Origin of the sequence: Arthrobacter sp. HMWF013, from assembly GCF_003061105.1 — a bacterium.
Taxonomy (GTDB): Bacteria; Actinomycetota; Actinomycetes; order Actinomycetales; family Micrococcaceae; genus Arthrobacter.
On sequence record NZ_QAIQ01000172.1, the window covers coordinates 1 to 23108 of the forward strand.

Genomic DNA, 23108 nt, shown 5'->3' on the forward strand with positions numbered 1-23108 from the left:
CGTACCAGGATGGTGCCGTGGTGGACGAGACGGCCGCGAATGCCCTGGCCGGCACGGTCAGCACGAGCCGCACGGGTTCGTTCCAGGCGTTGGGCTCCTACAAGAGCGAGAACGGTTCGCTGATGCTGATGCAGGCGTTCCTCTACGGCATCTCAGCGCTGGTGATCGTTGCCTTCCTGACCGTGTGGACAGTGCAGCGGACCCGCGACATCGCCGTGCTCAAGGCATTGGGTGCTTCCGGCGGTTACGTGCTGCGTGACGCCATCGCCCAGGCGGCCATGGTGCTGCTGGCGGGCGCGGGGCTGGGCGGTGCAATCGGTCTCCTCGGCGGATTCGCCGCAGCCCAGGCCGCGCCGTTCCTGATCACGCCGGCCACCACCCTGCTTCCGGTGCTGGGGATAGTGGCCCTGGGGCTGGCCGGCGCCGCACTGGCAGTCCGCCGCGTCACCGCCGTCGATCCGCTGATCGCCCTCGGCGGCAACTAACCCTCCGTTCTTTCTCTCCGAAAGGTTTTTCCCGTGTCTTTAACAGCACCGCTCACCACATCAACCGCCGGCTCAACCCTTACTCAGCCGCTGTCCCTCACCAACGTCACCCTCGAATACCCGGACGGGGCCGGCACCATCAAAGCCCTGGACAACGTCAGCCTGAGCGTCGGTGCGGGCCGGATGGTCTCGCTCGTGGGCCCGTCCGGCTCGGGCAAATCCAGCCTCCTGGCAGTTGCCGCCACCCTGGTGCGCCCCAGCAGCGGGGACGTGATCATCGACGGAACCACCACGGCCGGCCTGAAGGACAGGGAACTCACCGCGCTGCGCAGGGAGACGGTGGGCATCATCTTCCAGCAGCCCAACCTCCTGGCTTCCCTCACCGCCGTCGAGCAGCTGATGATCGGCAACCACCTGCGTGGCAAGTCCCTGAAAGCTGCGCGTTCCCGGGCTGCCGGGCTCCTGGACCTGGTGGGCCTGGCCGCGTCCGCGGACAAGCGGCCGCACCAGCTCTCAGGCGGCCAGCGGCAGCGGGTGAACATCGCCCGCGCCCTGATGGGCAGCCCGAAGGTGCTGCTGGTGGATGAGCCGACGGCGGCGCTGGACCATGCGCGGAGCGCCTCGATCGTGGGGCTGCTGCGCCGGGTGACGGACGAATTCCAGGTGGCCACCGTGATGGTCACCCACGACACCGAATTCGTCCCGCTGACCGACGCCGTCGCCGTGATGCGCGACGGCCTGCTGGCCGCGCCGGCGTTGCCGGTTGGAATATCTGCCGGGGGCGGTGGCTTGTCGCTCTAGGGACACGAGCAGCAGACACCAGAAGGAGCGCCATGACCATCAGCACAGGAACAGCAGCGGGCACGGGGCGCACGGCACTCGTCGTGGGGGCCACCGGCATCGCCGGATCCGCTCTCGTCGAGAGCCTGACTGCCGAGGGGTGGGCCGTTCTTGCGCTGTCCCGGAGGCCCGGAGCAGAGCGCCCTGGCGTGCGTTGGCTCTCCACGGACCTGACCTCCGCTGCATCGTTGAGCCAAGTGCTCGGACCGGAAAATCCCTCGCACGTTTTCTTCACGGCCTGGTCCCGGCGTGACACTGAGGAGGAGAACATCGCCGTCAACGCCGGTATGGTGCGCGATCTCCTCGCTGCACTCCAGGGCAAAGACGTGGCCCACGTTGCCCTGATGACCGGACTCAAGCACTACCTCGGCCCCTTCGAGGCGTACGCAGCCGGGAAGATGGCCGACACGCCCTTCCACGAGGAGGAGCCGCGCCTGCCGGTGCCGAACTTCTACTACGCCCAGGAGGATGAACTCTGGGCGGCGGCCGCGGAGCAGGGGTTCACCTGGTCTGTGCACCGCGCGCACACGGTGATCGGGCACGCAGTGGGCAACGCCATGAACATGGGGCTCACGCTCGCCGCCCAGGCGACGCTCTGCAGGGAGGCCGGGGAGCCGTTCGTCTTCCCGGGATCCGAAACGCAGTGGAACGGGCTGACCGATATGACCGAGGCGGGCCTGCTCGCGGAGCACATGATCTGGGCATCCACCACACCGCAGGCCGCCAACGAGGCGTTCAATATTGTCAACGGCGATGTGTTCCGCTGGCGGTGGATGTGGCCGAAGCTCGCAGCCTACTTCGGCGTGGACTGGGAGGGGTACGAAGGGGAGCCCCGTCCCCTCGGGCAGTCCATGACGGGGCGGGAGGACCAGTGGAGGGAGCTTGCCGGGCGCCATCACCTGAGCGAGCCGGATCTGGACCGGTTGGCGTCCTGGTGGCACACGGACAGCGACCTTGGGCGCGGCATTGAGGTAGTGACAGACATGGGCAAGAGCCGGGACGCCGGGTTCACCGGCTACCGGCGGACCCTTGACGCCTTCACTGCCCTCTTCGACCGGTACCGGGCCGACAACCTCATTCCCTGATCGAGGCGCTGCCGGAAGGCACTGCCTGCCCCGAGTTGGCGAGGTCCGCGAGCGCGACAGCGGGCGGACGTTCGGCTGCGCTGCGGATAGCGACGGCCTGCCCGGTGTGCGCTGAGTCCAGCACGGACTCCATGATCTCCAGCACGTGGTACGCCAGGGCGCCGCCTGCCCGGGGCTCCTCCCCAGGCGGCGTCGCGGCAAGGTCCGCGATGCCGTAGCCGCGTCCGGAACCGAAATACCCGGCCGAGACCGGCAGCGTCACCCAGTCGTCGGCGCCGAGCGCGAAGAGCCGGACGTCGCCGTCGAAATGATTGGGGTCCGGGACAGCGAGGGAACCCAGCTGGCCGTGGACTTCGATGTTCGCCGACGTCGACTGGACCGCGTCGAAGCTCATGACGAGGGTGGAGATGGCGCCTGAGGTGTGCGCCAGGATGCCGGTCACGTGGGTGTCGATGTCCACGGGTACGGTCTGTCCTTCACGTGGTCCTGAGCCGATGGTCCGTTCGCTGCGGCCGGCGCTGGCGGCGCCGATGACCGAGCTGACCGGGCCGAGCAGAGTCACGAGCGCGCTGATGTAGTACGGGCCCATGTCCAGCAGCGGGCCGCCGCCGGGCTGGTAGTAGAAGTCCGGATCCGGGTGCCAGCGCTCGTGTCCGGGCGTCAGCATTACCGCGGTCGCAGCGACCGGCGCGCCGATGAGGCCGTCGTCGATCGCTTTGCGGGCGGTCTGGATGCCGGTGCCGAGGACCGTGTCCGGGGCGCAGCCGACGAGAACCCCGGCCGCCCGGGCGGCGTCGAGCACTTCGCGGGCTTCCGCGATGGTGGCGGCCAGCGGCTTCTCGCCGTACACGTGCTTGCCGGCGGCGATGGCCCGGAGTGCCACGCCGGCGTGTGCTGCGGGGACGGTCAGGTTGAGGACGAGGTCGACGTCGTCAGCGTCCAGGAGCGCCTCCACCGGCATCGCCTGCACGCCCTGGTACGCGTCGGCCACGGCCTGGGCGCGGGCAGGGTTGAGGTCCGCCACGGCCACCAGGATGACGTCGTCGAGGCGGCGGAAGCTCTCCAGGTATTGCCCGGCGATCTTCCCGCAGCCGATGATGCCAACTCTTACCGGCTTGCCCACAGCAAACCCCTTTCGATGATGGTGCGGACGTTGTTGTCTTTGAGGACATCGGTCTGGTGGCCCGGTGTGCACACGAAAATCCGGCCCTTGCCCCACTGCCGGGTCCAGATCGCCGGGGAGGTGACCTCGCGGTGCCATGGGTCCCACTCGCGGGCCTGCTGGGTGGTGGTGGCGAGGACGTCGCTGTAGCTGTCGGTGAGCACCCAGTACTGCTCGGTGACGAGGCCGAAGTCGGAGATGCCCCGGGTGATGGGATGATCGGCGGCAGCAGGGAGCATGTTGACCGTATAGGGGACGTAGTTGTCCGAGCGTTCGCCGGTCCGCTCGTCGGGGTGCTTCCCGGGATGGCAGGCGAACTGGCCGCCGATCAGGTGCAGGTAATCCGCGCTGTTCCGGTACGAGTCGGCGATCCCGCCGTGCCAGCCCGCCAGGCCGGTGCCGTTCTCCACGGCGGTGCGGAGGCCCTGCAGCTCGTCCTTCTCGATGGTGGACATGGTCACGCACTGCATGATGAGGTCCACCCCGGCAAGGTAACCGGCGTCGGCGTAGATTTTGGGGGATTCCTCCACCCGGACGTCGTAGCCGTGCTCTTTGAGGTGGGGGATGAACAGTTCGGTGGCTTCGACCGGCTGGTGCCCGTCCCAGCCGCCCCGCACCACGAGGGCAGTCTTGGTGGTTTTCATGGGCCTCATTCTTGTGGTATCTGCGGGAGGTGGAGTGTTCCCCTGCAGGGGCCTGCCCGATGTTGCGGGCAGACCCCTGCAGAGGAATGTCAGGCTAGCCGGACGTGCCGTTGAGAACTGTCACGTTCGAGTAGGTGACATTGTGTCCCGTGGCCAGAAGGACGTGGCCGTCCTGCGGCGCATCCGAAGTGACGGTCAGGTCCCGCACGGTCGAACCGTCCGCTGCCACCAGCAGGGTGACTCCCTCGCTGTTGGTCAGCACCACATCCGCGGCGTTTCCCGTTGCCCCCGCCAGTGTGACATTGCGCCGGTCACCCCAGATAACCGCGGGCTCCTGGTAGGTACCGGGCTGCAGCAGGACCGTCACAGGCCCCGGACTGTTCGGTGGAATTGCCCCTACGGCGGCCCGGATGCTGGCGTAGTCCCCGGTGCCGTCAAGTGCCACGGTGAGGAGTCTCGCCGGTGCCGGTTCCGTCCCGCCCAACGGACCTCCGAAGCCACGAACCAGTGCCGGGACCGCGTGGGCGGGCGAGAGCCCGTACGGGTACGCGGCAACCGGATCGAAGGACTGGCCCCGCTGCACACCGGTGTTGCCGCTGCACGCTTCGAAGACATTGTCCCGGGCCACCAGTTCGCCTCCCGGTCCCTGGTGATGGAGCGGGTTACGGACATTCCGGAAGTAGTTGCCCTCCACCACCAGCAGCGCCGCGTTCCGGCCGAGCATCCCGTAGCTGGAAATGTTCTCCAGGTAGTTGTTGTAAACGTGCGAGGCTGCCGTGTTGTCCAGGCTGGCGTTGCGCTGGTGGGTGTTCCGGATCCAGTTGTGGTGCAGCGTCAGCCGGGTAACAACATTCTGCGTCCAGCCTTCACCCAGTGCCTTGTTGTGGTCCGCAAAGACGTTCCAGGACAGGGTGACGTTGTCGCAGTCCTTGCGGATATCCACCAGGCCGTCGCCCAGCCGGGTGAAATGCATATGGTCCACCCAGACGTGCGTGGAGGTGTCCATCTGGATGCCGTCCCTGTCGTTGTCCGGCCGTTTCCCCGCGAAGTCGCCCGGGATATAGGAGTCCCGGACGGTGAAGTTGCGGAACACCACGTTGGAGACGTTGATGAGCCTGAAGCCGGCGTTCACCACCGCGGCTCCTTCGCCGGCCCCAAGGAAGGACTTGTTGGCTGTGACGGTCAGTTTCTCGTACTGCGCGAACACCAGTTCACCCTCGATGATCACCACCAGCGGCTCAGGGCTCCTGGCGAAAACGCGGAGCTGGTCCGGTGTTGCGGCACGGACCACCCTGCCGCCCGCCCCGCCGGTGGTGCCGGAGCGGCCGTGGGCTGCCACGCCGGCAAACCCTTCCGGCCCATCAGTCCACGCGGTGCCGCCGAGCGCGCGGCCCACCGGCAGCCCGGCCTCGGCAAAGCCATCGGAGCCGACGGCGGCATCCAGCCCCGCAGGAGACGCCGCCTTCGCTGCCGGGCCGAGCAGGCCCGACCCAACCACAGCGCCCGCTGTCAGGCCGGCTGCCAGGAGGCTCCGCCGTCGGACGTTCATTGCAGGTGCCTGCTCCATCTCAGCCGCGTCCTTCCGGGGTCCAGTCACCGAGGAAGGCTTCCTTGGTGAACATGAGCGCATCCGCGGGCGTGAGCTGGGGATGGAATTCATTGACGTACGCACCCGGCCCGGTGTTGTTGAATTCGGCGAACCGTCCCTCGGTCCAGGCGTGGCCGCTCATGTCGGCCCAGCCCTGGACGGCGATGTGGTTGCCCAGGACCGAGTCCCGGATCACCGCCATCGGGTGCGCGGCCGGATCACTGCTGGCAAACCAGGGGCGGCCCAGGCTGACGGTGCCCGGTGCGGCATCCGAGGTGAGGGCGCTGTTGGTGATCAGAATGCCGTACGGGTTCGAGTTCTTGGTGCTCGGGGCCACGATGTAGCCGTTGTTGGTTGCGCTCCCACGGTCCAGGGAGTGGATGGTGCAGCCGTCCAGCACTGCCGTGCCGCGGCCGTAGATGAAGTCCACGTCACCCTCGATGTAGCAGTTCTTGAGGTAGGTGCGTGCTGTGGCGTCGCGGCCGGTGGTATCGGCGAGGTACGTGTCCTGGTTGCCCAGGAAGCGGGTGCCATCGAACGTGACTTTGTCCGCCACGGTCCGGACGGCGAGCGCCTGGCTGCCTCCGTTGGCGGCTTCGTCATAGGCGTTCTCGACGGTGAGGTTCCGCACCGTGGTGCCCTCGGCGAGGACATTGAGGGTAGCGCTGCCGCCGGCACCCCAGGTGCCGCCAAAGAATTTCACGCCGTTGGCCGGGAGGTCATAGGTAATGACGACGTCGGCCGGGTTGGCTGTGGCGCCCTGGATGGTGAGGTTGGGGCGGTCGGCCCAGATGTTGACGGATTCCCGGTAGGTGCCGGGTTTGACCGTGATGGTGCGTGGGAGGGTGCTGCCGCCGGGCACCGAACCGATGGCGGCCTGGAGGCTGCCGAAGTCGCCTGTGCCGTCCAGGGCTACGGTGATGTCCGTGGTGTTGTTCGGCGCGCTGTTCCCGCGGGGACCGGCGCCGGCTGCCACAATCTCCGGTACCCGGGCGGCGTCGTCCTTTTGGTAGGCGTAGTTCTGGGTGGGATCGAAGGCCGCACCCACGTTGTCCTTCCGGCCGCGGGTGCCGTTGAAGATGTTGTCCCGGTTCACCACCTCGGTGGCCGGATCCTTGGCCACTACCGGATCCTGGACGGCGGTGAAGGTATTGCCCTCCAGGACCACCTTCGCGGCGTTGCGGCCCATCATTCCGTACTGGCCGATGTCCTGCAGGTAGTTGTTATAGACGTGGGCTGCCGCGGTGTTGTCGAGGCTGAAGTTGCGCTGGGTGGTGTTGCGGATCCAGTTGTGGTGGATGGTCATTCGGGTCACCGCGTTCGCGGACCAGCCGACGCCGAGGGCCTTGTTGTTGTCTGCGAAGACGTTCCACGAGTAGGTGACGAGGTCCGAGTCCTTGCGGGTGTCGATCAGGCCGTCGCCCATCCGCTGGAACGTCATGTGGTCAACCCAGACGTGGTGGGTGGTATCGAGCTGGAGGCCGTCGCGGTCGTTCTCAGGGCTCTTGCCGTCCCAGTCCCCGGGAATGTAGGCATCCCTGACAGTGAAGTTCCGGAAGATGACGTTGGAGACGCTGATGAGTTTGAAGCCGGCGTTCACCACCTCCGCATCCGCTCCCACCCCGATGAAGCTCTTGTTGGCCGCCACCGGGATCTTGATGTAATCAGCAGCCGTGAGGGTACCGCGGATGAAGATGACCAGCGGTTCGGTTGCCGCCGCGTAGTCCTTGAGTTCCTGGATGGTGGAAGCCGTGACGATCCTGCCTGCCTGGCCGCCGGTGGTTCCGGACAGGCCGTAGCCGGGAAGGGAAGCGAAACCGTCCGGCGTCTCCTTCCACATGGCTTCGGGGGTACCTTGAACATCCGTACCGGCGGTGAGGGTTTGGGTGTCCGCGGGGACCGCGTTCGCGGCCGGGATGGCCGTGAGGCTCCCCAGCATCACGACGGCGGTGGCCGCGCCGAGTAGGCGTCGCAAACTCATGCAAAACTCCTTTGTTTTGTGTCCGGGCAGCCTCCAGCCAGGACGTGTTCATTGAAGGGTGTTGTTCAGTCAGCGATGCGTACGGAGAAGTACGGGGCGGAGCTATTTCAGTCCGGCGGTGGCGATGCCGTTGATGAGATACTTCTGGCCGGCGATGAAGAAGCCGATGATGGGGGCGATGGACACCACGGACATGGCGAACATGGGGCCCCACATGCTCTGGCCTTCCGAGTCCATAAACGCCCGCAGGGCCAGGGGAACCGTGTAGAGGTCCTGGTTCTGGATGTAAAGCAGCGGTCCGAAGAACTCGTTCCAGGTGGAGATGAACGTGAAGATCGCGGTGGTGGCCATGGCCGGGATGCAGAGGGGCATGATCACCCGGAGGAACGTGCGGAACGGTCCGCAGCCGTCGATCTGGGCGGCGTCGTCCAGTTCCTTGGGGAGCGCCTTCATGAACTGCACCATCAGGAAGATGAAGAACGCGTTGGTGGCCATGAAGTTCGGCACGATCAGCGGCAGGTAGGTATCAAGCCAGCCCAGCTGGGAGAAGATGATGTACTGCGGCACCAGGAGCACGTGGCCGGGGAGCATGAGGGTGCCCAGCATCAGGGCGAAGAAGAGCTTCCGGCCGGTGAACTCCATCCGGGCGAAGGCGTAGGCGGCCAGGGCGCAGGAGAAGATGTTCCCGATGATCGAGAAGACGACCACGATCAGGGAGTTGATCAGGTAGACGTGGAAGGGCTGGTTCAGCGCATTCCAGCCCTGTTCGTAGTTGCTGAAGTCCCAGTTCTCCGGCCACAGGCCGAGCTGGCGGAAGATGTCGTTGCTGGGCTTGAAGGAGCTGGAGATCAGCCACAGCAGCGGATACAGCATGACCAGGCCCACCAGGCACAGGATCAGGTGGCGGGAGAAGCGGGTCCCCGGGGTGCCGGTCAGCGCATCTTCCGGAGCTTCTTCCTTCTTTTGCTTGTTCTTGACGGGTAGTTCGAGGAGAGCCATAGCGGTTGCCTTAATTGTCGTAGAAGACCCAGAACTTGGATGCGATGAAGTTGATGGCCGTGAAAATCGCAATAATCATCAGCAGCAGCCATGCCATGGCGGAGGCGTAACCCATCTCGAATTCGGTGAAGCCCTTCTGGTACAGGTACAGGTTGTAGAACAGTGTTGAATCCGCCGGTCCGCCCGTGCCGCCGCTCATCACATAGCCCTGGGTAAAGGTCTGGAAGGACCCGATGAGCTGCATGATGAGGTTGAAGAAAATGATGGGGCTGATCAGCGGCAACGTGATGGCGCGGAACTGCCGCCACTTCGAAGCGCCGTCAATGGAGGCGGCCTCGTAGTACATGGTGGGTACCTGCCGCAGGCCGGCCAGGAAGATCACCATGGGCGAACCGAATGTCCACACGTTCAGGACGAGCAGGGTACTCAAGGCAAATTCGGGGTCGGTGACCCAGGCCGGCCCCTGGATGCCGAACCAGCCCAGGAACCCGTTGACGATGCCGTCGTTGCCGAAGATGTAGCGCCACAGCATCACGATCGCCACGCTGCCGCCCAGCAGGGACGGCAGGTAGTACACGGACCGGTAGATCGAGAGGCCGCTGAGTCCGCGGTTCAGCACCAGGGCAACCAGCAGCGCAATGCCCAGCGAGATCGGCACCGAGACGAAGGTGTAGATGAACGTGACCTTCAGGGACTGCAGGAGCCGGGGGTCCTCGAACATGGCCTGGAAGTTGGCCAGCCCCACGAAGTTCGGCTCGGTGAAGAGGTTGTAGTCCGTGAAGGCAAGGTAGAGCGAGGCGAAGAACGGGATGATCGTAAAGAGCATGCCGAGGAACCACGGCAACAGAAAGAGGTAGCCCGAGCGCTGGTTGGTGCGCCGGGAGGGGCCACGCTTCGGTGTGCCACGCGCCGGCGCTGCGAGGGCGGCGGCAGCGCCGGAGGCTTGCTTGGTCAGCACTGACATGGTGTCAGGCTCCTATCTGCTTGGCTGGGTGTCTGGGCGCGGGGCGGCTACTTGTTGATGGCGGCATTGCTCTTCTCGAGGAAGGTCTTTGCTGCGTCTGCCGGGGTGATGCGGCCAAATTCCACTTCGGTGCCGAGCTGCTTGAGGGTGTCCGCCACCACGCTGGCGCCCTTGGGGTAGACGTAGGCGGGCGGCAGGTCATCCTTCTGGATATCCGCCACCATCTCGACGAATTTGGTGTCATCCGGCCCGAGCTTGGACAGGATGGCTTCGGTCACGTCCGGGTTGATGGGCACACCGCGCTGGGTCAGGGTCTGGGCGGCGCCGTCGACGTCGTTGATCAGGAAGTTCAGCAGCTTGGCGGCTTCCTTGGGGTGCTTGGACTTCGCGGCAACGGACCAGAGCATGCTCGGATCGGCGGAGTAGCCGCGGCGCTTTTCGGTGGTCTCACCGGGCATGCGCAGCAGGACCAGGTTTCCGCCGGAGGCCTCGTTGTAGCCCTTGAAGTTGTTGATGGGAATGATCTGGGACGCGACAGTTCCCTTGGCGAGGTAGGACTGCGCAGGCGAACCGCCGATCTGCTCGAAGAAGCCGGCGGGCGGGTAGCCGCCTGCCTGGCGCAGGTCCACGCTGTACTGGAACCATTCGCGGATGGTTTCCTCGCTCACGCCGAGCTTGTTGTCCTTGGTGTAGAAGTCCTCGCCACGCTGCCGGGCGAACAGGATGGGGCCAGTTTCGGTGGCAACGTCATAGCCCGCACCGTAGATCTTTCCGCCGGTCTTTTGCGACACCTCGGTGGCGAACTTGGCGTAGTCCTCCCAGCTCCAGGTCTTGTCATCCGGGATGGTGACACCGGCCTGGTCTGTGATGGTCTTGTTCACCACCATGCCGATGAGGTTGACGCCGGTGGCCAGGCCGTACAGTTTGCCGTCCACCTCGCCGCGGCTCTGGATGGTTCCGGGAATCTTGGCCAGATCGATCTCCGGCAGCGTCTTCAGGTCTGCGAGGGTGCCGCGCTGGGCGTATTCCAGCAGGGTCCGGTTGGCCATGTTCAGTACGTCCGGGGGGTTGCCGCCGGCGAACCGGGTTGCCAGCTTGTCCGCGTAGGGCCCGCTGTCCTGGTATTCGCTCTTGACCGTGATCCCCGGGTTTTTCTCCTCGAAGATCTTGATGGCGGCGTCCGTCATCTTGGCGCGGTTGGAGTCACCCCAGTAGACGAAGTTCAGTTCCACATTGCCGCCTGCCGAAGGCGTGGATGCTCCGCCGCAGCCGCTCAGGGCCAGGCCTGCCGCGGTGATCGCTGCCCCAAGGATGACTCTGCGGGGGATGCGGGTGTTCGCTGTCTTCTTCATCGAATGACGCCTCTCTAAGGATGTCCGGACTGGCTCCCGGCGGCTGGATCGCCGCCTGGAGTCAGGAAACTTTCTGAATCAAACAACTGGTTCCACTCGACCGAGCAAGATCTTCCAGAGCTTTCAGAAAAAGTGAGTAAACGATTTCTAGCAAGGAATCACTGTGACTGTCAACACAATCTTTTGAAGTCGATCAGCAAAAATAGTTAAGAAACTTTCTGTGCCACTTGCCGAAGGTTTCCGTGATGGCTAGGCTGATCCCCACATCACCGGCAATCAACAACCAGGAGGTCCTGTGGTCACCCACGCCATCCCGGCGGAGGCACCCGGCGGCCCTGCATGCTCCGGGCAGCAGCTTGCGGACCACGTCACCACCCTGCGTCAGCCCGCCACCAGCGCGCCCCGCCCCTTTCTCCATCCGGTGCGTTCCCTTGCCGGTGCAACCGTGACCGAGGCCGGGCCGGCGGACCATCCGCATCACCTGGGCCTGTCCGTTGCCTTCTCCGACATCAACGGCACCAACTTCTGGGGCGGGTCCACCTTCACCGCCGCCACCGGCCCCATGCTCCTGGCCAACCACGGCCGGCAACTCCCCCTCGGCTGGCAATCGTTCGAGAGCGAAACGGGCAGAACAGAAGAGGGCCGCGTCTCCTGGCGGTCGGAGTCGGACAACGAGCTCGCCGTCGAGCAGCGGCGCATCGAGCGCTTCGTCCACCCTGGGGCCGGAAGCTGGGGCCTGTCCCTGACGTCGGTGATCTTCCCGGCGGCGGGCGTGGAGCGGCTGTTGGTGTCGTCGTCGGCCGTCAAGGGCAGGGCAGGCGCCGGGTACGGCGGAATCTTCTGGAGGTTCCCCCGCGGCACCGGGGACCCGCAGATCCTGTCCGCCGCCGGCAGCGGCGCCGACGCCGCTCACGGGTCGATGTCACCGTGGCTGTCGGTCACCATGCAGACCGCTGGCGGACCGGTGAGCGTTGTCCTTGCCCAGGACCCCGGCCTCCTGCGCCCGTGGTTCATCAGGGCAGAGGGCTACCTGGGGGCAGGCCCTGCGGTTGCCTGGGCGGATGCGGCCTCGGTGGATCACAGCAACCCGCTCAGGCTCAGCCTCCACGCCGTGATCCACGACGGCCCCGTGCCCACGGCCGCCCGCGCCCTTGACCTGCTCCACCACCACCCACGAACCAGCCGCCCCGGCACTTCCGACAGGACACCATGACAACCCGGATCACCCCCCTCTACTCCAACCCCATCCTCAATGGCGACTGGCCGGACCCTGATGCAGTGCAGGTGGACGGCACCTATTACCTCATCGCCTCCAGCTTCAACCGGGTTCCCGGACTGCCCGTCCTGAAATCGCGGAACCTCGTGGACTGGGAACACGCCGGCCACGCCCTCGCCGAACTGCCGCAGGGCAGCCACTACTCGCTGGTGCGCCACGGAAGCGGTGTCTGGGCACCGGCCCTGCGCCACCACAACGGCCGCTTCTGGATCTTCTACCCGGACCCGGACCACGGCATCTTCGTCCTCAGCGCCGAACGCGCCGAGGGGCCATGGACCACGCCTCACCTGCTGTACGCGGGGCGCGGGATCATCGATCCTTGCCCGCTCTGGGACGACGACGGCGAGGCCTACCTGGTCCATGGCTGGGCGCACAGCAGGGTGGGCGTCAAGAACCGGCTGACAGTCCACCGCATGAGCCCGGACGCGGACCGGCTCCTGGACCACGGCACCCACGTGATCAACGGGGCGGACCTCCCCGGCTACACCACGCTGGAAGGCCCCAAATTCTACAAACGCGACGGCTGGTACTGGATCTTCGCGCCGGCGGGCGGGGTGGCCACCGGCTGGCAGTCGGTTTTCCGATCCCGCTCCCCGTTCGGCCCCTATGAAGGACGCAAGGTGCTGGAACAGGGAAATTCCGAGGTCAACGGTCCCCACCAGGGCGCCTGGGTCACCACGCCCGAGGGACAGGACTGGTTCCTGCACTTCCAGGACCGTGGCCCCTACGGCCGCGTGGTCCACCTCCAGCCGATGGGCTGGGGCGGGGACGGCTGGCCGTGGATGGGAACGCCAGCGGACGACGGCGGCCCCGGAACTCCCGTGGCCAGCCACCCCTACCCGGCGGGAACAGTGATCAAAGAGGCGGCGCCGCCGGCCGGCGACACCTTCGAATCCCCCGGGCTGGGGCCGCAATGGCACTGGCAGGCCAATCCGAAGGATTCCTGGTCGCGCCAGCCCGGAGGCGGGCAGCTGGTGCTTTGTCCCCAGGCCAACGATCCCGGGAACCTTCGCGAACTGCCCAACGTGCTGGGCCAGATCCTGCCCGGCACGCCGTCCGTGTTCACCACCACGCTGGAACTGGACGGTGTCCCGGTGGGTACCCGGGCCGGCGTCGTCGTTCTCGGGCAGCGGTACGCATGGCTCGGGATCATCAAGACTGCCGACGGCTACATCCTGGGAAGCGGCACGGGAGGAGATTCCCCGCACGAATTGCCGCTGGGCAGGCCCGTCCCGTTGACGGGCCCGCGGATTGAACTGCAGATCCGCACGGACGGCACCCCGCGCTCCACGTTCGCCTGGCGCGCCGGGCGCGCTGACCCGTGGGAAGTCCAGGGGTGGAACTTCGAGGTGGTGGAAGGCAAATGGATCGGCGCGGAACTGGGGATCTTCACGGCTTCACCGCTGGGATCACCGGACAGCGGCAGTGTTATCGTTGGTCCCGTGCGGGTTGAGACTGCCCCGGTCCGCCGGGCATTCGCCGCGCATCTCGCCGCCGCTTCCCGATGACCCCAAGGACTGCTCTGTTGACCGCCACTCCGCGCCCCAAGATCGCAGATGTGGCCGCCGCGGCAGGCGTCTCGGTCCCCACAGTGTCCAAGGTCCTCAACGGACGCTCGCATGTTTCCGAAGCCACGCGCGCCAAGGTCCGCCAGGCCCTGGAGGAGCTCGATTACACCAAGCGGAACGCGCCTGCGGACCAGCCGGGGCTGCTGCAGCTGGTGGTCAACAACTTCGATTCCCCGTGGGTGCTCGAGATCATGGCCGGGGCGGAGGACGCCGCTGCGAGGCTTGGCTACTCCGTCGTTTACACGCGGGCGGAGCACGCCACGGCCGAGTCCTGGCGGAAACTCCGCGAGTCATCCGCCAACCGGCTGGCGGGAGTGGTGCTCCTGGCTCCGCGCCGCGGTTCCCGGCTGGTGACCACCCTCCGCAGCCTCAATATCCCCGCCGTAGCTGTTGACCCCGAAGGCACGGAGGGGCTCACGATCCCCAGCGTCAGCCCGGCGTCGTTCTCCGGAGCCCTCGCCGCGGTGGGCCACCTGCTGGAACTGGGCCACCGCCGGATCGGCATCATCACCGGCCGGGGCCACGGGTCCGGGCACAGCCGGGCACGGTATGCCGCTTATGCCGCCGCACTGCACGAAGCGGGGCTGCCGGTCCTTCCGGAGCTGGTGCGCGACGGCGACTTCAGCATCGAAGCCGGCGTCCGGCACGGCGGGGACCTCCTTGACCTGCCGGAGCCACCCACTGCGATCTTCGCCGCCAATGACCTGCAGGCCCTGGGCGTCATGAATGCCGCCACGGGGCGTTCGCTGAAGATTCCGGCGGACCTCAGCGTGGTGGGTTTCGACGATATTGCCCAGGCCGCCCTGACGTCACCGCCCCTGACCACCGTCCGCCAGCCCTTGGCCCAGCTGGCATCCATGGCCGTTGGAATGCTGACGGAACAGTTCGACCAGCACAGACCGGCCACGCCGGCCGCCCTGGAACTGGCCACCGAAATGGTGGTGCGTGGCAGCACCGCCCCGCCGCGCGCGGGCTAAGCCGGACGCGGGCTAAGGCGCCCCCAGGCCAAGGCCGCGCGCAGGCTGGCGCTAGGGTTCCGCCGTCGTACGGTCCTCCGCAGCCTCCGCCGCCGTCTTGGCATACGACGCCGAGAGCCGGCGGTAAACGGGGGTGAGGAATGCCAGCAGCGCGGCGATGACCATGATGATCCCGGCCACCAGGAACACCAGGGCGATCCCCCGGGAGACGCCCTCGCCCAGCAGCGGTTCCAGCTGCGCGGCGCCGTCGGCAGATCGCGCGTAGGGGATGATCCAGAACTGGGCGATCGGCGCGATGAGGAATGCGGTGACCGGCGCCGCCGCGGACTCGAACGCCATGGCGAATCCGAACACCCGGCCCTGCCGGGGCAGCGGCACCACCTGCTGGATGACGGTCTGCTCGGCTGCCTCCACGAACGGCACCAGGACCAGGTACAGCCAGATTCCGGCGATGTACAGCCATGCCCATTCCCGCACCGTGAACACCGCCCCGAGGATCCCCATGACGATCACCGCCATGAGCATGGTGCGCAACGGGTTGGACCCCAGCCCGAACTTGGCGATCAGCGCCCCGCCCACGAGGATGCCGGTGGAGCCGACCGCGAAGACGGTCCCCCACACCTCCACGGGGAACATCTCCAGGCCGTAGGGATCCATCAGCGCCATGTAGACGCCGCCGATGAAGTTGTTGAACGTGGAGAAGACGATCAGCGCGAACAGTCCGGAAATTGCCAGGACCGCGGTGAGGGAGCCGTGCAGGTCGAACCCGCCGTGCGCGTCCGTTGCCGCAGCCTGCACCTCCTCCGGCATGCGCAGCGTGAGCAGATGCGCGAAGGCGAGCGCCGTGAGCACCAGCGAGACGATGATCGTCCAGCCCATCCCCAGCAACCCGACCGACAGCCCGGAGAGGACCGAGGTGACGATCAGCATCAGCCCCTGCACCATGCCCACCATCCCGTTCGCCTTGTCCCGCCGGTCCGGCTCGATGAGGATGGTGACCGTGGTGGAGAGGGCGATGTTGCGCAGGTTTTCCACCACCGCGCCGATCAGGATGATCACGGTGAGGATCCAGAACCAGGGCTGTGTGAGGTCCAGCATCATGGCGGGTGGCGTCAGCAGGAACAGCACCCCGGACAGCACGAACATCACCAGGGTGAAGCCGGCGGCGAAGCGCATCACGGCCAGCTTGCGGTAGCGGTCAACGAAGGTGCCGAAGCTGATGCTGGAGAGGGCAATCAGCAGCATGTACGCGCCGCCGATCACCCCGGTGGCGATCACGTTGCGCGTCTCCAGATACACCCAGAAGGTCAGGGCGAACCACAGGTAGCTGGTGGTGATGTTGGCGACGCCGGTGTTCACCAGGATGCCGGCGAATGTGCGGGACCGCTCCGCCGGGCTGCGTACAGAAGTGTCCACGACGGCGGGAGCCTCCGCGGCCAGGGAAGGGGCCGGTTCGTGCTCGGTCATGGGGTCCAGTTTACTGGGAACGATGAGGCTGGGACAGGTTTTCGGCTGGCTTGGCAGCGGCCGGCCGACAGATTTCAGAACGGGCGACGGCGGCCGGCTCCCGCCGTCGTACGTCTTTTCACATGCCCTCAGCTTCGCCGGCGGCCTCTGGCCCCTGAACCGGTCGATTGCGTGAGCGCCTCCGGACGAACACGGTCCGAACCTGCTGCGGAAAGGTCAGCCGGCTCCTCCGGCTGACCACGATCACCGAAATCAGGCCGGTCAGGAGCACCACCGCGCCGCCGGCGGCCACTGACCAGCGTGCGCCGAATTCAGTGCCGATCCATCCCATCAGGGGCGCCCCCAAGGCGGTTCCGCCCTGAAGGACGGCCAGGTAGAGGGCCAGAACCCGCCCGCGGAATTGGGGATTCACTGACAGCTGGATGCTGGTGTTGCAGCTGTTCAGGAAGGTGATGGCAGCCAGGCCCACCGGAACCAGGACGGCGGCGTACAGCCAGAAGGACGGCGATACGCTCGCTATCAAGGTAAAGATGCCCAATCCGAGCGCGCCGCCGAGCAGAAACCGCAGCCGGGGACCGGTCCTGCGGGCTGCAAGGAGGGCCCCGGCCAGCGTCCCCACGGCCATCACGGAGCCCAGGAGCCCAAACTCCCCCGGGCCCATCCCGAATTCAGCGGTGGACATCAGGGCGTTGATGATGGGGAAATTCATGCCAAAGGCGCCGAGTATCCCCACCATCACGAGGATGAGCACCAGGTCCGGGCGCCGTCGGACGTACCGCAGGCCCTCGGTGACCTGGCCCTTGCCCCGGACCGCGGGCTCGGAAGGTGCCAGTTCAGACGTCCGGATCCGCCACAAGGAGAGGATGACGGCGGCGAAGCTGGCCGCGTTGAGCAGGAATACCGGACCTGTGCCGATCCACGCGATGAGCAGGCCGGCGATGGCCGGCCCGGTGAGCCGTGCCGTGTTGAACGACGCCGAGTTCAATGCGACCGCGTTTGCTACGTGTTTCTGCCCGACCAGTTCGGAAACGAACGCCTGGCGCGCCGGACCATCAATGGCGCCGGCCACTCCGAGGCACAGGGCCGCCAGGTAGGCCTGCCACAGCTGCGCGGTGCCGGTCAGCACCAGGATGCCCACCAGGAGCCCAATCAGGCCCATGGCTGACTGCGCCCACAGCAGGATCACGCGTTTGCGGTAGCGGTCCGCCAGCACCCCGGCGTACGGACCGAGCAGGAGCATGGGCAGGAACTGAAGCCCCGTGGTGATGCCGACGGCGGTGCCGGAATTGTCCGTGAGGACGGTCAGTACCAGCCAGTCCTGGGCGATCCTCTGCATCCAGGTTCCGATATTGGACACGAGCGCCCCGCCGGCCCATAACCGGTAGTTGCGGTTCTCGAGTGCCTGGAACATGGCACTCATCTGGCGCTCAGCTCCTGCATGATGTGGGCGGCGCGGCTGAGGGTTCGGCGGTCCTCTTCACTGAGCCCGGCGACGCGCTGGGCCAGCCACGCCGTCCGCTGGCTGCGTGCCTCGGCGAGCACCGCCTCGCCGGCCGGAGTGATGCTGACCTGGACCTGGCGGCCGTCCTCCGGATGCGGTGATCGTGACGCGAAGCCCTGATCGGTGAGCGCATTGACTATCCGTGTCATCGACGGCGCCTGGACGTGTTCCCGGTCGGCCAGTTCGCGGAGGGTCTGGGATTTCACCCGAAGGTGCGCGAGAACGGTGTACTGGCCCGGCGTGATGACATCCCCCGTTGCCTCGATACGCAGGCGGCGGGACGTCCGCATCACGGCGGTCCGCAGGTCGATGGCCAAAGTGTCCGGCTGGAGGCTGTCCTGCTCGCTGTGGACCGGGCCGGTCATGGCGGTCATCCCTTTCATTACCGCCCCGAGTCATTACCGTCCGCGGGCGATAGTTAGCATTGCTAATTAGTCTTGCTAACCATTATGGATCTTCTTCGCTAGGACGGCCAGTCCTCTTTTAGCGCCGCCGCAGCGGCATTGGACACTGCGGGTTAATTACGGGACGAGCCTGACGTCGTCGCCCCGGAGGGTGGCGCGGAAACCGTCGCTTTGCACCGTGACGTCCTGAAGCACCAGGCCCTCGGGCAGGCCCTCAATCTCGTGCTCGACGGTCACGAGGCTCCTTACTACGGCGCCGACGGCGTCCGAGAGAAAGTCCGGCCCGCCAAAGTCGATCGAGCGCGGCTCAACAACCAGCCTGCCGGACTCGACCTCCACCGTGCCGGTCGCGGTAACGCGCAGTTCCCGGCCGAGGGCCTCGACGGTGCGAACGACGGCGGCCTGGCCGCCTTCAGCGGCGCGGACCACCGTCCCGCCACCGAGCTCACCGGCGATGACGTCGAACGGCACAGTCGCATCCACTGACAGCCGGGCAGCGACCAGCCCCTCCGGCCCGGTAACCACATCCTGCCCGATCGCCCGGACGTCGCGGAGCGTCGAGCCCGCGGCCACCACCGTCCCGGCCCCCAATTCAAGATCGGCGAGCCACACCTCGTCCTCGCGTAGGCCGGTGGGAGGCTGTGCACCCGGCGGGCTCCCGGCACTGTCCGATGGCGACGGATCGGCCCCCGCCTCGCCCCCACCGGCCGGACCGCTCACCAGCAACCAAAGGATAGTAAGCACAACCCCCAGAACGACGACCATCCCGGCAGCACCGATCAGCCAGTCCTTCGCACGCGTCCACTCCATGAGGACAGTCTGCTGGCTCGCTGGCTGTGGTGCGAAACCGCAAGCCCACACTTTGTGCCCTACCCGGGAAGTCCCGAGATGGCCGGGTACGAAGGCTACGACATGAATGGCGATGCCTGGATCCGGTCGACAGCCAGCTGGCCATCAACTGAGCGGCATCCCGCTCAGTGGAATGGGCCAGGAACGGGCAGTTCGAGCGAACCTAGACTCGCGGCAAGTGGTTGGGTGTTCCCACCGCTCAACCGTCATCGGTAGGTCGCTCGACGACAGGCATAAGGAGCTACAAACATGGCTATTGCGTCATCCCCAGGTCCCCGCATCGCTCACGTCGGTGCCGTTTCGCTGGGCACACCGGATCTTGAGACTTCACTCAATTTCTTCCGGGACCTGCTCGGCATGGAGGAAGTCCAGAGAGTCGGTGACACGGTGTACCTCCGTGGCTACCAGGAACTGAAACACCACTCCCTGGTCTTGTTTGCCAGCGAGAAGCCGATCGTTGATTCCTACAGTTTCAGGGTTGGCCGGCCTGAAGACGTGGAGCTCTACGCCCAGGAGTTCAAGGAGCAGGACATCGAGGTGCTCGAACTGCCACGTGGCCATCAGGCCGGCCGCGGCACCGCGATCCGTTTCATGACCCCTTACTCGGACCACCCGTTTGAGTTCTACTACGACATCGACGCCCCCGAGGCGCCGGAGGAGATCCGCTCCCAGCTGCCCAGCAACAGCTCACGACGGCGTGGGCTGGGCGTGCGCCGGATCGACCATTACAACATTCAGACGGCGCCGCAGAACGTGGCCCCCGCTGAGAGATGGCTGCGCGAGACCCTCGACTTCAAGCGCCGTGAATACGTGCACGTACCAGAGGCAGACATGCTCATCGCCTCCTGGCTGTCCGTCACCCCCCAGGTTCATGACCTCGCCATCGCCATGAGCCCTGAGGAGAAGAACGGCCAGCTGCACCACGTGGCCTTCAACCTGGAGAACCACAGCGACCTGCTTATTGCCGCCGATGTGTTGCGGGACCACGACGTAGTCTTCGATGTCGGCCCCGCCAAGCACGGCATCGCCCAGTCAATGTACCTCTACCTGCGCGACCCGGGCTCCGGACACCGCGTGGAGTTGTACGCGGGCGGCTACCAAATCCTCGATCCCGACTGGAAGGCGCTCGAATGGACGCCGCTGAACATGGATTACGGAGCCACGTGGTTCGGCGACCCACTGCCGATGGGGCCTGACGGCTCGATGTACTCGTCCACGGATTCCGCCTCACTGACCTCACTGCTCGGCGAGGGCCTGACCATAGGCTGACACCTTCGCCCACCGGCTGGATGCCTCCGACCGCACCGCGAAGCGGTCGCGCCGGAGGCATCCAGCTATTTCCCTATGATGGTCAGAACGATAAAGTCCAGTTGTAGTTTTGCCCGACAATGGTGTCCTGGGATGGATAATATGACAGTTTTGCTCGGCGGCAAGGAAGCCGCCAAAGGATTGAAAGACCCCTTTGCCCCCTCAATGGTGGAGCGGATCAGCAGCATCCTGGATGCTTTCGGGCTACCCATGGCACGGCTCACTCTTGAAGAGGTGACACGGCGCAGTAACCTCCCCCGTTCAACGACCCACCGCATCCTTGAGCAGCTGGTGCAATCAGGGTGGATTGCCCACGTCGGCAACCTCTATAGCCTCGGGTACAAGTCCATGAGGCTTGGAGCCCGTGACATCGTTTGCGAAGAGCTGCGCTCGGCATCCAACGCCCGGCTGAACGAACTCGCGTACCGGACCGGGCTCGTGGTTCATCTGGCTGCCATCGACGGCTCCGAAATCTACTATCTTGACAAGTTCGGCGGTCCCGGCGCGGCCAAGGTTCCCTCGCGCGTCGGCGGACGCGCACCTGCGCACCGCACCGCTGTGGGCAAAGCGATCCTGGCCTTCCTGCCGCCCGAAGTTGTCCATGAGCTGTTCGCCGAGCCCGGCGAACAGCACCATGGCCATAAATTTACCGACGTGGCTGGCCTGCACCGTGAACTGGCAATGGTCAGGGCACGAAATGGAGTGGCCTTCGAGCGCGGCGAGTCCTTCCCGGGCATTGCCTGCGTCGGCACTGCCATCCTTGATACCCGGGGGCCTGTGGCTGCCATATCGGTGGTCGGCGATTTGGCCGCGCCCTTGGAACGGATCGCGCCCATGTTGATCGGCACGGCCAAGGCCATCTCCAACGAGCTCGTCCTGGCCGAGGCAGCCATGGCGGCAGACGACGCCGTGGCCTAACTAAAAGGGCAACCACGACGCCGGCCCGGCACCCCGTTTCGGGTGCCGGGCCGGCGTTTGCGGTTCCCGGCCTACCGGTTGGCGAGGTCCAGGGCGATGTCCACCAGCATGTCCTCCTGGCCGCCGACCAGGTTGCGCTGCCCGGCAATGGTCAGCAGCTCCCGGGCGTCAGGGCCATAGTTCCTTGACGCATCCTCGGCATGGAGCAGGAAGCTGGAGTACACCCCTGCATAGCCGAGGGTGAGGGTCTCGCGGTCAACCTGCACCGGACGTTCCTGCAGGGGCCTGACAAGGTCATCTGCCGCATCCTGGAGTTCAAACACCGAACATCCCGTCTCCCAGCCAAGTTTGTCTGCCACGGCAATGAACGCCTCGATCGGTGTGTTGCCCGCGCCCGCGCCGTGCCCCGCGAGGGAAGCATCAACCCGGAACGCACCTTCCTTCACGGCCACCACAGAATTGGCCACAGCAAGGGAGAGGTTCTGGTGGGCGTGGATGCCCACCTGGGTGCCGGGATCGAGCAGGTCGCGGTAGGCACGGATGCGCTCGCGCACCCCGTCCATGGTCAGAGCGCCTGCCGAGTCAGTGACATAGACGCAATTCGCGCCATAGGACTCCATAAGCTTGGCCTGTTTGGCCAGGTCAGCCGGCTCGGCAAGGTGGGACATCATGAGGAAGCCCGAAACGTCGAGCCCGAGCTCACGTGCGGCTCCGATGTGCTGGGCCGAGATGTCGGCCTCGGTGCAGTGCGTGGCAATCCGCACCGAGCGGATGCCGAGCCTGGCCGCCTGGCGCAGGTCCTCGATGGTGCCAAGGCCCGGGAGCAGCAGGGAGGTTGGAACAGCACGCTCAATGCTGCCGCAGGCAGCCTCAATCCATTCCCAGTCGCTGTGGCTGCCGATGCCGTAATTGAGGCTGGAGCCGGAGAGCCCATCACCGTGGGTGACCTCGATTGCTGAGACCCCCGCCTGGTCAAGAGCCTTGACAATGCCGACTACGGAATCGATGGTGATGCGGTGGCGCATGGCGTGCATGCCATCCCGAAGGGTGACGTCCTGGATATAGAGCGGGCCGGGGTTGGTGGCAGGTGTTGTGGTGGCCATGTTCAGACTCCAATGATGTCGCGGGCGGCGACCAGTTCGCCGACCCTCAGGGCGGCGGAGGTCATGATGTCGAGGTTGCCGGCGTAAGCAGGCAGGTAGTCGGCTGCGCCTTCAACCTCAAGGAATGTGGTTACTTTCCATCGGATACCTGCGGCGTCCTTGCCGAGTAACGGTGCCAGCATCTCGGGCTCCACGGGGGTGATCTGCACATCCTGCTTGAGTCGGTAGCCGGGCACGTATTGGGATACGGCGGCCACCATCTCGATGATGGAGGCCCGGATTTTCCCGTGTTCGGCTTCGCCGGTCAGGCAGTAGACGGTGTCGCGCATGATGGGTGGTGGATCGGCCGGGTTCAGGATGATGATGGCCTTGCCCCGTGCCGCGCCGCCGACCTGCTCGATGGCCTGGGCGGTGGTTTCGGTGAACTCGTCGATGTTGGCCCGGGTCCCCGGACCCGCCGAGCGAGAGGCGACGGACGCGACGATCTCGGCGTAGCGGACCGGGACAACACGGGCGACGGCGGCCACTATCGGGATTGTCGCCTGCCCGCCGCAGGTGACCATGTTGATGTCATGCTTATCCAAGTGTTCCTCGAGATTCACCGCGGGGACCACAAACGGGCCCAGGGCTGCTGGCG

Annotated in this window: 21 protein-coding genes; 8 read left to right on the forward strand and 13 right to left on the reverse strand. The window is 66.0% G+C overall.

From position 1 onward, the window contains the following. From DBR22_RS07520 to DBR22_RS07530, 3 genes are all read left to right on the forward strand, one after another. Nucleotides 1-485 (forward strand): FtsX-like permease family protein (locus DBR22_RS07520; RefSeq protein WP_146187425.1); only part of this gene is annotated, 485 nt, incomplete at its 5' end. A gap of 33 nt (nucleotides 486-518) precedes the next feature. After that, nucleotides 519-1286 (forward strand): ABC transporter ATP-binding protein, encoded by a 768-nt coding sequence (locus DBR22_RS07525; RefSeq protein WP_181365077.1) that lies wholly within the window; start codon nucleotides 519-521, stop codon nucleotides 1284-1286. Between the two features lie 32 nt (nucleotides 1287-1318). Continuing rightward, nucleotides 1319-2410: an SDR family oxidoreductase gene (locus DBR22_RS07530; protein ID WP_108598493.1), complete on the forward strand. Its 1092-nt coding sequence runs from the start codon at nucleotides 1319-1321 to the stop codon at nucleotides 2408-2410. Here the strand turns inward: DBR22_RS07530 and DBR22_RS07535 are convergent. From DBR22_RS07535 to DBR22_RS07565, 7 genes are all read right to left on the reverse strand, one after another. Beyond that, nucleotides 2400-3533, reverse strand: a complete 1134-nt coding sequence (locus DBR22_RS07535) for a Gfo/Idh/MocA family protein (RefSeq protein ID WP_258229086.1) — start codon at nucleotides 3531-3533, stop codon at nucleotides 2400-2402. The two genes, DBR22_RS07530 and DBR22_RS07535, sit on opposite strands and share 11 nt — an antisense overlap. Next, a complete protein-coding gene (locus tag DBR22_RS24380; RefSeq protein ID WP_258229087.1) occupies nucleotides 3518-4216 on the reverse strand; it encodes a ThuA domain-containing protein in 699 nt (232 codons plus the stop codon). Before DBR22_RS24380 ends, DBR22_RS07535 begins: the two co-directional genes overlap by 16 nt. A 94-nt stretch (nucleotides 4217-4310) precedes the next feature. Continuing rightward, entirely contained in the window at nucleotides 4311-5813 is a 1503-nt protein-coding gene (locus tag DBR22_RS07545) for a pectate lyase family protein (protein ID WP_258229088.1), read from the reverse strand. Next, nucleotides 5785-7785 carry a pectinesterase family protein gene (locus tag DBR22_RS07550; RefSeq protein ID WP_108598496.1) on the reverse strand — a complete coding sequence of 667 codons (2001 nt, stop codon included), beginning with the start codon at nucleotides 7783-7785 and terminating at the stop codon, nucleotides 5785-5787. The genes DBR22_RS07545 and DBR22_RS07550 overlap by 29 nt, the downstream gene beginning before the upstream one ends. Nucleotides 7786-7887: 102 nt before the next feature. Next, on the reverse strand, nucleotides 7888-8784 hold the full coding sequence (locus DBR22_RS07555; RefSeq protein ID WP_108598497.1) for a carbohydrate ABC transporter permease: 897 nt from the start codon (nucleotides 8782-8784) through the stop codon (nucleotides 7888-7890). A gap of 10 nt (nucleotides 8785-8794) precedes the next feature. Beyond that, on the reverse strand, nucleotides 8795-9748 hold the full coding sequence (locus DBR22_RS07560) for a carbohydrate ABC transporter permease (protein WP_108598498.1): 954 nt from the start codon (nucleotides 9746-9748) through the stop codon (nucleotides 8795-8797). Nucleotides 9749-9795: 47 nt separating this feature from the next. Then, nucleotides 9796-11100: an ABC transporter substrate-binding protein gene (locus DBR22_RS07565; protein WP_108598499.1), complete on the reverse strand. Its 1305-nt coding sequence runs from the start codon at nucleotides 11098-11100 to the stop codon at nucleotides 9796-9798. Nucleotides 11101-11395: 295 nt separating this feature from the next. On the opposite strand from DBR22_RS07565, the gene DBR22_RS07570 reads away from it, so the two are divergent. The 3 genes from DBR22_RS07570 to DBR22_RS07580 are packed head-to-tail and all read left to right on the forward strand — an operon-like array spanning nucleotide 11396 to nucleotide 14921. Beyond that, nucleotides 11396-12313: a PmoA family protein gene (locus DBR22_RS07570; protein ID WP_258229089.1), complete on the forward strand. Its 918-nt coding sequence runs from the start codon at nucleotides 11396-11398 to the stop codon at nucleotides 12311-12313. Then, nucleotides 12310-13884: a glycoside hydrolase family 43 protein gene (locus tag DBR22_RS07575; protein WP_108598500.1), complete on the forward strand. Its 1575-nt coding sequence runs from the start codon at nucleotides 12310-12312 to the stop codon at nucleotides 13882-13884. Before DBR22_RS07570 ends, DBR22_RS07575 begins: the two co-directional genes overlap by 4 nt. A 17-nt stretch (nucleotides 13885-13901) precedes the next feature. Further along, the gene (locus DBR22_RS07580; protein WP_258229090.1) at nucleotides 13902-14921 is read left to right on the forward strand and encodes a LacI family DNA-binding transcriptional regulator; all 1020 of its coding nucleotides are present in this window, start codon (nucleotides 13902-13904) and stop codon (nucleotides 14919-14921) included. Nucleotides 14922-14972: 51 nt separating this feature from the next. Here the strand turns inward: DBR22_RS07580 and DBR22_RS07585 are convergent, their stop codons facing one another. From DBR22_RS07585 to DBR22_RS07600, 4 genes are all read right to left on the reverse strand, one after another. Next, nucleotides 14973-16388: an MFS transporter gene (locus tag DBR22_RS07585; protein WP_108598502.1), complete on the reverse strand. Its 1416-nt coding sequence runs from the start codon at nucleotides 16386-16388 to the stop codon at nucleotides 14973-14975. Between the two features lie 118 nt (nucleotides 16389-16506). Then, nucleotides 16507-17808 carry an MFS transporter gene (locus tag DBR22_RS07590; protein ID WP_108598503.1) on the reverse strand — a complete coding sequence of 434 codons (1302 nt, stop codon included), beginning with the start codon at nucleotides 17806-17808 and terminating at the stop codon, nucleotides 16507-16509. Further along, nucleotides 17805-18263, reverse strand: a complete 459-nt coding sequence (locus tag DBR22_RS07595; protein ID WP_258229091.1) for a MarR family winged helix-turn-helix transcriptional regulator — start codon at nucleotides 18261-18263, stop codon at nucleotides 17805-17807. Before DBR22_RS07595 ends, DBR22_RS07590 begins: the two co-directional genes overlap by 4 nt. A gap of 147 nt (nucleotides 18264-18410) precedes the next feature. Beyond that, nucleotides 18411-19103: an LmeA family phospholipid-binding protein gene (locus DBR22_RS07600; RefSeq protein ID WP_108598504.1), complete on the reverse strand. Its 693-nt coding sequence runs from the start codon at nucleotides 19101-19103 to the stop codon at nucleotides 18411-18413. A 288-nt stretch (nucleotides 19104-19391) separates the two neighbouring features. On the opposite strand from DBR22_RS07600, the gene DBR22_RS07605 reads away from it, so the two are divergent. Both DBR22_RS07605 and DBR22_RS07610 read left to right on the forward strand, forming a co-directional pair. Then, entirely contained in the window at nucleotides 19392-20411 is a 1020-nt protein-coding gene (locus DBR22_RS07605; RefSeq protein ID WP_108598505.1) for a VOC family protein, read from the forward strand. A gap of 141 nt (nucleotides 20412-20552) precedes the next feature. Then, entirely contained in the window at nucleotides 20553-21368 is an 816-nt protein-coding gene (locus DBR22_RS07610) for an IclR family transcriptional regulator (RefSeq protein WP_108598506.1), read from the forward strand. Nucleotides 21369-21439: 71 nt separating this feature from the next. On the opposite strand, the gene dmpG is transcribed toward DBR22_RS07610, so the two are convergent. Beyond that, the gene (gene dmpG / locus DBR22_RS07615; RefSeq protein ID WP_108598507.1) at nucleotides 21440-22471 is read right to left on the reverse strand and encodes a 4-hydroxy-2-oxovalerate aldolase; all 1032 of its coding nucleotides are present in this window, start codon (nucleotides 22469-22471) and stop codon (nucleotides 21440-21442) included. Nucleotides 22472-22473: 2 nt separating this feature from the next. Continuing rightward, nucleotides 22474-23108: acetaldehyde dehydrogenase (acetylating) (locus tag DBR22_RS07620; RefSeq protein ID WP_108598512.1), on the reverse strand; the 635-nt coding region annotated here is incomplete at its 5' end.